Below are 13739 nucleotides of genomic sequence, written 5' to 3' on the forward strand. Positions count from 1 at the left end.
GGCAACCCGGCGTCGCGCGAGCATCACGTACGCACACTCTGCTTCACGCAATCCCATGTCCAAAACCGCTTGGGAAGAACGAATCAGTGCCGCCATCGGCGTCGTGTGCGCGGGCGTTCGCACGTGCATCCCCGCTCGGTATCGGAAGTACGCGGACCGTCGAGAGTCGGGTGTGCATGTCACGGACTCGATCGCCGCCGATTCCGTTCAGGCGGCGATCGTTGACGCCGCCGAAGCCGAAGCATGCGCCGCGGAACTCGAGAAACTGGAAGGGCGGTATGCGATGTCGGCAATCGCATGCTTTTCAAGCGCTCACGCCCGCGTTGAACTGCTGCGGTTCCGTGTGAGGAAGGCACGGCTGCACGCGAAGCGCGCACAGGTCCATGCCGATACCGCCGTACTGATATTTCGGAGCGGAATCGATAGCGGTCTCGACGCCACTTCGCAAACGCTCAGGCACCATGCCGATCTCGCGAAGCAAGCGCGCCTGCTTGCCAGCGATCTGCTCGACATTTCGCTCGCGTCGGAAGCGCGCGAGAAATCCCGCTTCTCGAAGTGCGGGCGATCATGGTGGCCGCGCCCGAGCCGCCGCGCGGGCTGGTTGCAGCCGGCGCCGCCGCAAACGTCGCGCGACGCGGGTGAGCCGGAAGCTTTCGACTGAGATCCGGAACGTTGTCGGGCCGGCCTCAGCCGCCGAGCCTGTTGGCGACGCGGCCAAGGAACAGGCGCAGCGCGAGACGCTGTATCGCCTTGCCGTAGGGCGGGTGAAACAACTCGATCGGGAACCAGCGGCGCTCTTCCAGCACGGCTTTCGCGTGCGACAGCTCCCGGAACCCTTCCTGACCGTGGTAATTGCCGGTGCCGGACGTGCCGATGCCGCCGAACGGCAAATCGTGGTTGATCACGTGCCAGCCCCAGTCGTTGACGGTCACGCCGCCGGAGTGCGTGCGCTCGAGCAGCGTCCGGTATTCGTGCTTGTCGTGGCCGAAGTAGTAGAGCGCGAGCGGGCGTGTGTCGCGCTGGACGTGCGCGATGGCGTCGTCGAACGCCCGATAGGTGAACACCGGCAGGATCGGCCCGAAAATCTCTTCACGGGCGAGCCGCATGTCCGGCGTTACGCCCGTGACGACGTGCAGCGGCAGATGCCTGCCGTGGCTCGGCATCGCGCAGGCGATCACCCGGGCGCCGCGCGAGCGCGCGTCATCGAGCAAGTCGTTCATGCGTTGGCGCGCACGGTCGTGGATCATCGCCGTGTAGTCGGCGCTGCCGCTCGGGAAGAATTGATTGGCAGCGCTGACGACCGCCGATACGAACGCATCGACGGATCGTTCCGGCACCAGCGCATAGTCCGGCGCAACGCAGATCTGGCCGGCATTGACGGTCTTGCCGTGCGCGATTTTGCGTGCGGCACTTTCTAGATTCGCGCTGTGCGATACCAGCGCGGGCGATTTGCCGCCCAGTTCCAGCGTGACGGGCGTGAGATTGTCGGCGGCTGCCCGCATGACGTGACGGCCCACCTGCGGCGACCCGGTGAACACGAGATGATCGAACGGCAACGCGCTGAATTGCCGGGCGACGTCGGCATCGCCTTCGACGACCGCGACCTGATCCTCGGAAAAGGCGTCCGCCAGCAGCGCACGCAGCGCGCGCGACGTGGCCGGCGCGAATTCGGACGTCTTGATCAGGCAGCGATTGCCGGCTGCCAGCGCGGTGGCGAGCGGGCCGAGCGCGAGATAGATCGGAAAGTTCCACGGCACCAGCACGCCGACGACGCCTTTCGGCTGATACGTCACGTATGCGCGATTGGTCGTGAACAGCAGCTCCGTATGCCGGCGCGAAGGCTTCATCCAGCGCTTCAGATGGCGCAGCAGGTGATTGATGTGCAATACGGACGGAAGCACGTCCACGGTCGCGGTTTCCGCGTGCGCGCGTCCGCTGAAGTCCTCGTCGGCCGCGGCGACAAGGGCAGGCGTGTGCGCGATGATCGCCTGTTTCAGGCCGAGCAGCGCGTGCCGACGCTCGCCGTACGCGGGATAAGGATGCGCGTCGAACGCGACGCGCTGGCGGCGCAGCAGCAACGGCAGGGAATCGTTACGCACCGGGTCGGGAAGAGGCGTCATGGTCGCTCCAGAAATTGTACTGAGCGTTCAGTACAATTGTAATATGGTGGTTCCCGGCCGGTTCTGTCAATCGGCCGCGAAGGTCTCTAGGGAAACTCCTGAGCTAGAATTGCCGATCACCTGTCCGGTCCATCCCATGACTCAAACTGCTTCAGACGAAACGGGCGCGCGTCCGCCGACGGTCAAGAACAAGCGTGGTCTCGAGACGAGGCAACGTGTGCTCGTGGTGACGAAGGCGCTGATCGGCGAGCATGGCTACTCGGAGGTGACGCTCGACCAGATCTCGAGCGCGGCGGGGGTGGCGAAGAGCAGCCTGCTCTGGCATTTCGGCAGCAAGGAGGCGTTGCTCGCCGAGGCGGTGACGAGCCTGTTCCAGGAAATCGAGGCGCAGTTGCTGCCTCAGGCCGCCGAGGGGCTGCCGGCCGCGGCGCGCACCTGCGATCTGTTCGAGCGGGTTGCCGCGTATTTCACGCGCAATCCCGAGGCCAAGGGGATCATCCTGTCGCTGCTGTTCTCGGGCGGCGTGCCCGAGCAGGTGAGGGCGCAGATTCAGGCCGGCTGGCATGAACATGCGATGTCCATCGCGTCGTTCCTCAGTACGCCTGAACGGCCGTTTCCGCCCGACCTGGCCCGGACCATGGTCGCGATGTTTCATGGCGCGTATTGCCAGTGGTACGCGGACGGGCGGACGCAGCCGATCGTCAGCTATCTCGCATCGGCCCAGCAGCTCATTCTCGACTGGCTCGACGGCCCGCGTTGAAATCGCGGGGCGCGTCGCGCGTCACCGTTGCTGCAGCGACGCGTCAGGCCGACGCTTTCACCGCGCCGCACGCCTGATCCGCCACCCGCGCCGGCAGCGTGATCACGAACCGCGCGCCGCCGAGCGGCGAATCCTCCAGCCGCACGTCGCCGCCGTGCACGAGCGCGACGCGCCGCACGATCGCCAGCCCGAGACCGAACCCGCCGGTCTGGCGGTCGCGGCTCGAATCGAGCCGCTGAAACGGCTCGAACACGCGCGCGCGGTCGGCCGCCGGAATCCCCGGGCCGTCGTCGTCGACGGTCAGCACGAGCGCACCGTCGGCGCGGGCCGTCGCGGCAAGCGAAACCGTCTTCGCCGCATAGCGCAGGCCGTTGCGGATCAGGTTCAACAGCGCCCGCGCGACGAGCTTCGGGTCGCACTCGTGGCTCGCCGGTGCGTCGCGCGTCGACACGTCGAGCGCGAGCCCGCGGTCGGCGATGTCGTTCGCGATGCTGCCGGCGATGCTGTCGATCAGGTCGGCCACGGCGACCCGCATCGGCGCGAGTTCGCTTTGCCCCTGCTCGAGCCGGCCGATCGTCAGCAGTTCGGTGACGAGTTCGTCGAGTTCCCGCACGTCGCCGAGCAGCGCGTCGCGTTGCTCGCGCATCCGGTCCGTCTCGTCCGGCGCCGCGAGCAGCGCGAGCCCGAATTCGAGCCGCGCGAGCGGCGTCTTCAATTCATGCGAGATGCCATGCATCATCTCGCGCTGCTGCTGGATCGACGCTTCGATCCGCTGCGCCATGTCGTTGAACTGCTGCGACAGCTCGTAGATGTTCGACTTGTGCGACAGCTGGGCGCGCGTCGACAGGTGGCCCGCGCCGAACGAGCGCGCGGCGTCCTGCAGCTTGCGCAGGTCGCGCCAGTGGTAATTCACCCACATCACGACCGCGAACAGCGTCGCGAGCGCGAGCACCAGGTAAGCGTAGATGCGGATGTCCAGATCCGGCGCCTCGACCGGACGGGCGTGCAGCACGGAGCCGTCCGCGAGCGGCATGTAGTAGTCGCTGCCGTCATAGCTGATCGCGATCTTGCCGCTATCGAGGTCGCGCAGCGGTATGCCGCTCAACCGCGCGCGGGCGTCGGCCATCGATATGAAGCCGAAGCCGGTGGCGCCGTGCTGCGCCAGTTCGCGCAGCGCGAACGCCCGCTGCGGGCCCGGATGGCGTTCGAGGTAATCGTTCAGCACGAACGCGTAGGTGGTCAGCGACTCGCGCGTGGCCTGCGCGCCGCGTTCGTAGAAGATCCGGTCGAACGACACCTGGATGAACAGGATCGCGACCGCGACGCACGCGATCACGATGAGGTACAGCCTGATCAGTGAGCGCAGCATTCACGCATCCCACGCGGAAGGGCTGAACAGATAGCCGCGGCCCCAGATCGTCTTGATCTTGTGCGGCTCCGACGATGCGTCCTCGAAGCGGCGGCGCAGCCGCGAGATGCCGGAATCGACCGAGCGGTCGAGCCCGTCGAACTCGATGCCGCGCAATTGCTTCAGGATGTCGTCGCGACTCAGCACGGTGCCGGCGGCGCGCGCGAGGATCAGCAGCAGGTTGAACTCGGCGGTCTTCAGGTCGACCGGCTCGCCGCGCCACGTGACCGTGCGGTTCGGCGGCGAGATCGTCAGCTCGCCGAACACGAGCGATTCCGGCGCCGCGCCGGCGGCCGCCGGAATCGCGGGCCGCGCGCGGCGCAGCAGCGCGCGGGCGCGGGCGACGAGCACGCGCGGCTCGATCGGCTTCGTCACGTAGTCGTCGGCGCCCGTCTCGAGGCCGGCGACCTGGTCGTACACGTCGGCGCGCGCGGTCATGATCAGCACCGGCACGTTCGAGAACGCGCGAATCCGGCGGCAGACTTCCATGCCGTCGAGATTCGGCAGCATCAGGTCGAGTATCACGAGCGACGGCTGGTGTTCGCGCACTGCGGCAATGGCGAGATCGCCGCGCCGCACGACCGTCACCGCGAACTCGTAGCCGTCGAGATATTCGCGAACCAGCTGCGCAAGCCGGTCGTCGTCCTCGATCAGCAGGACGCGGTATTTGAGCGGGTCTTCGTTCATGTTCTCCTCGGAATGCACGCGGATTTTATCCGGCGTGCCGGCGGCCGGGGCGCGACCGCGACACTCCACGACAATCGAACACAATTGCGCACAGATTTGCTTCAGTTTCCGGACAGTTTCGGCATGCGGCGGCTTCTAGACTTCGGACTCCCTGACTTCGATCCGAATATTGTGCGCCCAACCTTCCGCCGTTACCGCTATTGCATGCCGCTTGCCGGCCTGACCCTTGCCGCCGCCGCTCACGCGGAGAACGAATACACGATCTCGCTCGGCGGCGGCTTCGCGCCGCGCTACCAGGGCAGCAGCCAGTATCGCGGCGTCGTCGCGCCGTCGTTTTCCGCGACGTTCGACAACGGCCTGTTCCTCGGCGAGGACGGCGTCGGTTACCGGATGAACCTGCCGCACGACGTGTTCGTGTCGGCGGCGGTGAGCTACGATCCGGGCCGCGCGGACGAAAACCGCTTCGACCTGCCGGGCTCCGACTACCTGAAGGGGATGGGCCGGATTCCCGGATCGGTGCTCGTCGGCGTGCGCGCCGGCGTGAAACTCTACGGCAATGCGGTGCTGAGCGTGAGGCTCGATGCGCCCGTCACGCACACGACGCGCGGCGTGTCCGGGCAGGTCGATCTCGCGGTGCCGGTGTTCAAGGCGGCCAAGGACGAGATCGTCGTGACGGGCAGCGTGCACGGCGGGTCGGGGCGCTACATGCAGACGTTCTACGGCGTGACGGACGCGCAGGCCGCGTCGAGCCGCTTCCGGCCGTACTCGGCGGGCGGCGGGATCGACAGCGTGTCGATGTCGGCCGCGTGGACGCGCGCGGTGTCGCAGCACTGGTCGATCCTCGCGACGGCGGGCGTGTCGCGGCTGCTCGGCCGAGCCGGCAACAGCCCGATCGTGCAGTCGCGCACCAACTACTACGGGATGGCAGGCGTGAGCTACCGGTTCTGAGGGCGATGGGGCGGCCGCAGCGGCACGCTGCGGCTTCACCGGCGGATGCGCGGCACGCGCGCCCCACGTGCTTCGTTGAAAACCGCCGTCCTGTAAGATTCGATCCGTCCTGCGCGCTGGTCATGCCGTGAACGTTCGCGTGGAATCCGCATGAGCGGCAGCATGCGCGATGATGGCGGCCGGCTTCGATCGGCTGGCCACTGCAGCCCAACGGCGCACAGGCGAGCATCGCGCCGTTCACGCACCGGACGGGAGCGGACCGTTCGTCTAATCCGGCACGCGCCGGAAAGGGAGACCCTCATGAAAAACCTGATTTCGATTGTCGTCGCGATGGTTGCAGGCGCATCGATTGCCGGTTGTACGAACACCGGCCAGAACACGAAAGAAAACGCGATGCCGAACCGTGGAGGTTCCGAAGCGGCCGCTGCCTGCAAGGCCGACGCTGCGCCTGACGAGGCATTGGTCGGCAAGTCGGAAGCGGATGCGGCCGCGATGCTCGGCGGTTGCGCGTGGCGCGTCGGCGAGCGTGATGGCCGGTCGTTGCCGGGAACGATGGACTACCGGGAAGATCGGCGAAACCTCGGCATCAAGGCCGGCAAGGTGATATGGGTGCGTCGCGGTTGACAGTCGCCCGCCGAAATGAAGGGAAAGGTATTTGCGCGGATGGACACGCTGCCCGCCGTCGAACCGACCGAGCAGTAATGCGAGCGCCGGACATCTTCGGCGGCCGGGCGGAATCGCTACGATCCGCCGTCACCGGTGCAGCAGGACAAGGATGCAAGTTTGCGAGGTATCGATGAAGTTCAGTCAGGGATGGCGCGCGCTGGCACTGGCGGGGCTCGGCGTGCTGGCGGCGTGCGGCAGGCACGGCGGCGCGGAAGCAGCGGCGGCGCAGCCGCATGCGGTATGCGTCACGGGGTACAACGAGTACGACCGCAAGCTCCACGAGTTCTGGCTCGACAACGCGCACAAGTCGGGGTGCTTCGGCAATCCGTCAGCGCGGGAAGCGGGCGAAGCGTTCGGCGGCGGCGGTGGCTTCGCGTGCGGCTGCAAGGTGACGCCGGGCCGCAAGGTGAAACTGTTCTGGGAATTCGCACAGCCGCTGGATGCGATCCAGCGCGGCGTCCCGCCCGAGCGCAAGACGATCGACGTGACGATTCCGCAGCCGGAGTCGCCCACGTCGCGCTACCTGCGCGTGTATTTCCGGAAGAACGGCGCCGCCGAGCTGCAGTGGGTGGACGACATGAACGCACCCGAACTGAAACCGACGCAGGAGAAGTGAGCGCCACGGCCGAGATCGACATCGACGCCGTGTACAGCCATTTCGTCGCCGATGCGTACCACGCGCTGCTGCCGTCGGGCGCTGCGGCGCCCGCGGCCCGCTAGCGTTCCGGACGCGAGCGGATTACTTCGAGATGTACCAAAGCGCGTCCGTGCTGACGCGCGTGGGCTTCGCGGCAGGCGCCGGGGCAGCCGCCGGCGCCGAGACGGCAGCCGTTGACGGCGCCGCCGACGCAACAGGCACGGCCGCGGGCAACGGCGTCGGGGCCGACGACGACTTGGTCACGTACCAGAGGGCATCGGCCGACGCGTTGCTGCGGGCCGTATCCGCCGTCCTTTGGGCCGGCGGCGGCGCGCTCGCCGCCGCCGTCGCGGCCGTGCGCTGCGCGGCTGCGCCGGCCGGCATCAGCGGGCCCGGCGTCCCCCGCTGCGCGCGCGCCTCATAGGCTCCGAGCTGGAAGATCAGCGCCTGCGCGGGGCGCGCGAGCACCGCATACGGGAACTGCGGCTCCCACGGCACCAGCACGCGCCCGCCCGGCGTGTCGGCAAAGATCGCCGGCACGCGCTTCATGTCGCTGAACTGCACATAGACCTTCGCGCCGTCGTCGAACACCTGGATCGGCTTCGCCTGATCCGCGCCGGTCACCGTCCAGCCGAAGTTGTACGCGCCGGCGGGGCCGGAGGGGGCCGCGGCCGGCGCCGCGGCGCGCGGGCGCGTGGCCTGCGGCGCCGTGACGCTCAGGCTCGCGAACGGGTTGTACGACTGCGGCGGCGTATAGGACGGCGGAAGGATGGGCATGGGAGAGTCCGGCGTATCCGGAATGGTTTGGATCGCATCATAGACCTTGCGGGCGTATGCAAGGCGCTTGTCGGGCGACGCCGAGTTGTACGCCCCGATGGCGTTCCAGGTCGGCCCGAGCTGACGGATGTTCTGCGACAGGATCCACGCGCCGACGAACGCGTTGGTGCACGGATCGTACAGGCTCTGCTCGCTGATGCCCTCGCGCGAGAGCGTCGGCAGCCACGAGCTGTTGATCTGCATGAGCCCGATGTCGGTCGTGCCGTTGGTGTTGGTGTTCACGGCGTTCGTCTTCATGCCGGACTCGACCATCGCGATGCCGCGCACCAGGCTGACGTTGACATGATGGAAGGCGGCGGCGTCGTCGAGACAGTCGGCGCGGGCAATGCCGTGCATCACGAACGAAATCGCGACGATCGGTGCGATTTTCAGCGTTGCGCTGCGGATCGAAGGGTAAGTCTGACGCGGCATGGCAGGTTGGGATGCATTCCGGGCACCCGGTGCAAGGAAATCACGCAAACGCGAAGTGTGCCATAGCGCGCATGCAAATGGCTCGCATCAAACTTTCCTTTGCATTTGCCCACCTGCGGTTCCGACCGCGCCATCGTCGCGCGCCGGGCAGTGCTGCGCATTTGCGTATAATAATCATTCTCATTTGCAAATGTGATCGCGCGCCCGCGCCCGGAACCCGGCCATGTCCGCTGACAAGCTCCCTCTCTACCGCGAAATCGACGCCCTGTACGTCGACCATCACGCTTGGCTGCGCGGCTGGCTGAGCCGGAAGCTCGGCTGCGCGCACCACGCGGCCGATCTCGCGCACGACACGTTCATGCGCCTGCTCGCGCGCGACGAGCCGATCGGCGCCGACGAGCCGCGCGCGTTCCTGACGACGGTCGCGCAGCGCGTGCTGTACAACCACTGGCGCCGCGAGCAGCTCGAACGCGCGTATCTCGACGCGCTCGCGCAGCGCCCCGAAACTCACGCACCTTCACCGGAGGAGCGCGCCGTCGTGCTCGAGACGCTGCTCGAAATCGACCGGCTGCTCGGCGGCCTGCCGCTCGCGGCCAAGCGCGCGTTCCTGCTGTCGCAGCTCGACGGGCTCACGCAGGCCGAGATCGCCGCCGAGCTCGACGTGTCGCTGTCGACGGTCAAGCGCTATCTCGTGAAGGCCGGCACGCAGTGCTTCTTCGCGATGGCGGCCTGACCGATGGCCGCCCCGGGAACGCCGGCGATTGCGCCGCAGGTCGCGCAGCGCGCGGTCGAGTGGTGGGTCGATCTGCAGGCCGGCAACACGGACGACGCGTTCGCGACCGACCTCGCGCGGTGGCGCGCGGCGCACGCGAGTCACGACGCCGCATGGCGCCACATCGAGGCCGTGCACGGCCGGCTGAACCGGCTGGCCGACGGCCTCGACGCGCCGGCCGCGCGCGCGGCGCTGCTGCCGCCGCACCCGGGCCGCCGCCGCGCGGCCGTCAAGGCGCTCGCGGTACTGCTGTTCGCGGGCGGCGCCACGTGGATGGCCGATCCGTATCGACACTGGGGGCACTGGGCGGTCCGGCACGCCGACCTGCGCACCGCGGTCGGCGAACGGCGCACGGTGACGCTGGCCGACCGCACCGTTGTCGTGCTCGATACCGACACCGCGCTCGACGTGCGCTTCGATGCGACCGAACGGCGGCTGCGCCTGCTGCGCGGCACGATCATGGTGACGAGCGGCCACGACGACCGCCCGGTCGCGCGTGCGCTCGTCGTCGCGACCGACGAGGGCGAACTGCGGCCGCTCGGCACGCGCTTCGCGGTGCGCCAGCGCGACGGCGCGAGCCGCATCGAGGTGTTCGCCGGCGCGGTGCGCGTGCAGCCGTACGGCGCGCCGGCCGGCGCGCGCGTGATCGCCGCGGGCGAGGGCGCCGACTTCACGCGCGACGCGATCGGCGCGAGCGCGCCGCTCGACGCGCATGCGGCCGCATGGACCGACGGAATGATCGTCGCGTCGCGCATGCGGCTCGCCGACCTCGTCGCCGAGCTCGGCCGCTATCGGCGCGGCAGCCTGCGTTGCGACGCATCCGTCGCGGACCTGCGGGTGTCCGGCACGTTTCCGGTCGACGACGCCGATCGCGTGCTCGACACGCTGAAGGCGACGCTGCCGATCGACGTCGCGTATGCGACCCGCTACTGGGCGACCGTCGTGCGAGCCGGTTCGTGAGCCGCCCGAGAAAAACGCGCTGAAAAAATTTTCCGCCGACCTGAGCTGTTTTCGATGTTCGCGTGACATGGGTGATGAAAGCAGCACCGACCCATCGCCTATCCACACCTCGATCATGCCTTCCACTCGTCGTTTTGCCCGCCGCCGACCGGCAGCCCTCCGCTCCAAGCCGCCGCGCCCGCGCGCGGCCGCATCCGCTGTGCCGCGTAGCCTCGTTCGGCGGCTGGCCGGCGCCGTCCTGCTGTCGGCGCTGCTGCCGGTGCCCGCGCTGGCCGACGCCGCGCCCGCAACCGCGCAGAACGCATCGCGCCGGCCATTCGACGTGCCGGCCGGCCCGCTCGAGGCGGCGCTCAATCGCTTCGGCCGCGACGCGGGCATCCTGCTCGCGTTTCCCGCGGATCTGACGGCCGGCCTGACGAGCGGCGGCGTGCATGGCCGGTTCGACGTCGAAGGCGCGCTCGACCGCCTGCTCGCGGGCACCGGGCTCGTCGCGCTGCGCCAGCGGGGCGGTGGCTATACGCTGCAGCGCGCAGGCAAGGCGGTGGCCCAGCCGGCCGCCGTCGGCGCGGAACTGCCGACGATCGCGGTGCGCAGCAGCGCGATCCGCGCGGAAAGCTATCGTCCGCCGCAGGAGGCCGGCGTGCTGCGCTCGGAGATCCCGCTGCTCGACACCGCGCAGGCCGTCGCGATCGTGCCGGCGCAGGTGCTGCGCGATCAGCGTCCGCGCAATCTCGACGATGCGCTCGCCAACGTGAGCGGGATCACGCAGGGCAACACGCTCGCGGGCACGCAGGACACGATCATGAAGCGCGGCTTCGGCGACAACCGCGACGGCTCGATCATGCACAACGGGATGCCGGTCGTGCAGGGGCGCTCATTCAACGCCGCGGTCGACAGCGTCGAGGTGCTCAAGGGCCCGACGTCGCTGCTGTATGGCCTGATGGACCCGGGCGGCGTCGTGAACGTCGTCGCCAAGCAGCCGCAGCTCACGCGCTACAACGCGGTGTCGGTCGGCGGCGCGACCTACGGCCACGGCAAGAACGGCGGCAACGTCACGTTCGATTCGACCGGGCCCGTCGGCGACACGCGGCTCGCGTACCGGCTGATCGTCGACCAGTCGAACCAGCAGTACTGGCGCAACTTCGGCGAATACCGGCAGACCTTCGTCGCGCCGTCGCTCGCGTGGTATGGGCGCGATACGCAGGTCGTGCTGTCCTACGAATATCGCCGGTTCCATTCGCCGTTCGATCGCGGCACCGCACTCGACCCGCGCACCAACGCGCCGCTCGACATTCCCGCGCGGCGCCGTCTCGACGAGCCGTTCAACAACATGGACGGCGAATCGCATCTCGCGCAGCTGTCGGTCGATCACCGGATCGACGCCGACTGGAATGCGCACTTCGGCTACAGCTACAACCGCGAGACCTACGATGCGAACCAGATCCGCATCACGGGCGTCGATCCCGCGAAAGGCACGCTGTCGCGCAGCAACGATGCGACGCACGGCTCGCTCAGCACCGACAGCTACGGGATCGCGTACGTGAACGGCAAGCTGACGCTCGCGGGGATGCGGCACGACGTGCAGCTCGGCGTCGACAGCGAATACCGCCGCATCTATCGCAAGGACATGCTGCGGCAGGCCGTGAAGACGCCGTTCAGCTACCTGAATCCCGTGTACGGCCTGCTGCCGCCGTCGAGCACGGTGTCCGCGAGCGACAGCGATCAGACCGATACGCTGCACGATGCATCGGTGTTCTTCCAGGACAGCATCCACGTGACCGACAAGTGGATCGTGTCGGGCGGGATGCGCTTCATCACGTACAACCAGGTCGCGGGCCGCGGCCGGCCGTTCAAGGCGAACACCGACCTGAGCGGTTCGAAGTGGCTGCCGCGCGCGGGTGTCGTCTACAAGTGGAACGACGCGTTCTCGCTGTATGGCAGCTACTCGCGGTCGCTGAAGCCGTCGTCGTCGATCGCGCCGATGGGGTCCGGCTTCGTGATCGACGGCGCGACGCCGCCGGAGGAGTCGACCGCGTGGGAGGTCGGCGGCAAGCTCGACCTGCCGGGCGGCGTGACCGGCACGCTCGCGCTGTTCAACATCGACAAGAAGAACGTGCTGGTGTCGCAGTTCAACGACGCGACGAAGCTCACCGACTGGCGCACGTCCGGCAAGGCGCGCTCGCGCGGGATCGAGCTCGACGTGTCGGGCAAGCTCGGCGAACGCTGGAACGTGATCGCGAGCTACGCGTACATCGACGCGAAGACGATCGAGGACCCGCTCTACGCGGGCAACCGGCTCTGGAACGTCGCGCGTCACACCGGATCGCTCGCGGCCGTGTACGACGTCGGCACGCTGACGGGCGGCGACGACCTGCGCATCGGCGCCGCTGCGCGCTACGTCGGCGCGCGGCCCGGCGATTCGGCGAACAGCTTCACGCTGCCGTCGTACGTGCTCGCCGACGCGTTCGCGACGTACGACACGCGCATCGGCAAGCAGAAGCTGTCGTTCCAGCTCAACGTGAAGAACCTCTTCAATCGCACGTACTACCCGTCGAGCGCGAACCGCTACTTCGTCGCGGTCGGCGACGCGCGGCAGGTGTCGCTGCTGACGACGCTGCAGTTCTGATTTCGGACCACGTATTACCCGCTTGCCGCGCGGTTTGTCGCGCGGACCTGGAGAACATCGCAATGAACACGAACCTGAAGAACGAACCGGTGCGCGGGCTGTCGCGCGCACGGCGCGGCGCACTGCGCGCGATCGCGAGCGGCGCGCTCGCGCTGGGGATGAGCGTCGCGGGCATTGCGCCGGCCACCGCGACTAGCGCGACCGCCGCAGCCGACACGCAGGCCGCCGTCACGCGCGTCGCGATGCTCGTGCAGCTCGGCGGGCCGAACCTGAAGGTCGACGAACGCGTCGGCGCGCATCTGGAAACGCGCGGCTACGCGGTGCGTTTCGTCGACCAGGCCGCGACGCCCGACGCGGCGCGCGACGCCGATCTGGTGATCATCTCGTCGACCGTGTCGTCGAAGCACGTCGCGGCCGGCTGGCGCACGCTCGACAAGCCGCTCGTGACCTGGGAAAACGATCTGCTCGACGATCTCGCGATGACGGGCAAGCGTCATGACGTCGACTTCGGCGAAACCGGCAAGGAACGCTACGTGTGGCTCGTCAACGCGCCGCATCCGGTCGCGGCCGGGCTGCCGGCCGGCGTGACGAACGTGTACGGCAAGCAGGCGCCGATGAGCTGGGGCAAGCCGGGGCTCGGCGCGAGCATCATCGCGACCGTGTACGGGCAGCCGGACAAGGCCGCGATCTTCGCGTACGAAAAGGGCGCGACGATGGACTACGAAGCGCTCGCGCCGGCGCGGCGCGTGATGTTCTTCCTCGACAACGACACGTTCGTCAATCTGTCGCCGGCCGGCCTCGCGCTGTTCGACGCGGCGATCGACTGGGCGGCCGGGCGGCGCTGACGAAGCGGGCGAATACACGCGAAGCAAGCAGGTGGATTCGATCCGCCGGGTCCATTGGGTGC

At 68.3% G+C, this 13739-nt stretch carries 13 protein-coding genes; 9 read left to right on the forward strand and 4 right to left on the reverse strand.

From position 1 onward, the window contains the following. Positions 1–55 precede the first annotated feature (55 nt). Positions 56–661 (forward strand): hypothetical protein, encoded by a 606-nt coding sequence (locus HWX31_RS06770; RefSeq protein WP_174963982.1) that lies wholly within the window; start codon positions 56–58, stop codon positions 659–661. A gap of 25 nt (positions 662–686) precedes the next feature. Here HWX31_RS06770 and HWX31_RS06775 read toward each other — a convergent pair whose 3' ends face one another. After that, the gene (locus tag HWX31_RS06775; protein WP_174963981.1) at positions 687–2120 is read right to left on the reverse strand and encodes a coniferyl aldehyde dehydrogenase; all 1434 of its coding nucleotides are present in this window, start codon (positions 2118–2120) and stop codon (positions 687–689) included. A 136-nt stretch (positions 2121–2256) separates the two neighbouring features. Here HWX31_RS06775 and HWX31_RS06780 point away from each other — a divergent pair, with 136 nt between their 5' ends. After that, entirely contained in the window at positions 2257–2880 is a 624-nt protein-coding gene (locus tag HWX31_RS06780) for a TetR/AcrR family transcriptional regulator (RefSeq protein ID WP_174963980.1), read from the forward strand. A gap of 43 nt (positions 2881–2923) precedes the next feature. Here the strand turns inward: HWX31_RS06780 and HWX31_RS06785 are convergent, their stop codons facing one another. Further along, positions 2924–4249: an ATP-binding protein gene (locus HWX31_RS06785; protein ID WP_174963979.1), complete on the reverse strand. Its 1326-nt coding sequence runs from the start codon at positions 4247–4249 to the stop codon at positions 2924–2926. Further along, entirely contained in the window at positions 4250–4975 is a 726-nt protein-coding gene (locus tag HWX31_RS06790; RefSeq protein ID WP_174963978.1) for a response regulator, read from the reverse strand. It lies immediately after the preceding gene. Positions 4976–5179: 204 nt separating this feature from the next. Here HWX31_RS06790 and HWX31_RS06795 point away from each other — a divergent pair, with 204 nt between their 5' ends. The 3 genes from HWX31_RS06795 to HWX31_RS06805 all read left to right on the forward strand — a co-directional run bounded on the left by HWX31_RS06795 (position 5180) and on the right by HWX31_RS06805 (position 7205). Continuing rightward, positions 5180–5923 carry a MipA/OmpV family protein gene (locus HWX31_RS06795; protein ID WP_174963977.1) on the forward strand — a complete coding sequence of 248 codons (744 nt, stop codon included), beginning with the start codon at positions 5180–5182 and terminating at the stop codon, positions 5921–5923. A 300-nt stretch (positions 5924–6223) separates the two neighbouring features. Further along, positions 6224–6547 carry a hypothetical protein gene (locus HWX31_RS06800; protein ID WP_174963976.1) on the forward strand — a complete coding sequence of 108 codons (324 nt, stop codon included), beginning with the start codon at positions 6224–6226 and terminating at the stop codon, positions 6545–6547. Between the two features lie 172 nt (positions 6548–6719). Beyond that, a complete protein-coding gene (locus tag HWX31_RS06805; RefSeq protein ID WP_174963975.1) occupies positions 6720–7205 on the forward strand; it encodes a hypothetical protein in 486 nt (161 codons plus the stop codon). 123 nt (positions 7206–7328) lie between these two features. On the opposite strand, the gene HWX31_RS06810 is transcribed toward HWX31_RS06805, so the two are convergent. Then, positions 7329–8474 (reverse strand): lytic transglycosylase domain-containing protein, encoded by a 1146-nt coding sequence (locus HWX31_RS06810; protein ID WP_174963974.1) that lies wholly within the window; start codon positions 8472–8474, stop codon positions 7329–7331. 223 nt (positions 8475–8697) lie between these two features. On the opposite strand from HWX31_RS06810, the gene HWX31_RS06815 reads away from it, so the two are divergent. The 4 genes from HWX31_RS06815 (at position 8698) to HWX31_RS06830 (ending at position 13677) form a co-directional block, all read left to right on the forward strand. Continuing rightward, positions 8698–9207, forward strand: coding sequence for a sigma-70 family RNA polymerase sigma factor (locus HWX31_RS06815; protein WP_174963973.1), 510 nt, complete (start codon positions 8698–8700; stop codon positions 9205–9207). 3 nt (positions 9208–9210) lie between these two features. After that, positions 9211–10206, forward strand: coding sequence for a FecR domain-containing protein (locus HWX31_RS06820; protein ID WP_174963972.1), 996 nt, complete (start codon positions 9211–9213; stop codon positions 10204–10206). Positions 10207–10273: 67 nt separating this feature from the next. Continuing rightward, positions 10274–12832 (forward strand): TonB-dependent siderophore receptor, encoded by a 2559-nt coding sequence (locus tag HWX31_RS06825; RefSeq protein WP_174963971.1) that lies wholly within the window; start codon positions 10274–10276, stop codon positions 12830–12832. A 62-nt stretch (positions 12833–12894) separates the two neighbouring features. After that, complete coding sequence (locus tag HWX31_RS06830) at positions 12895–13677, forward strand: hypothetical protein (protein ID WP_174963970.1); 783 nt, start codon at positions 12895–12897, stop codon at positions 13675–13677. Positions 13678–13739 lie beyond the last annotated feature (62 nt).

The sequence above is a fragment of the Burkholderia ubonensis genome (assembly GCF_902833085.1).
Classification (GTDB): Bacteria; Pseudomonadota; Gammaproteobacteria; order Burkholderiales; family Burkholderiaceae; genus Burkholderia; species Burkholderia ubonensis.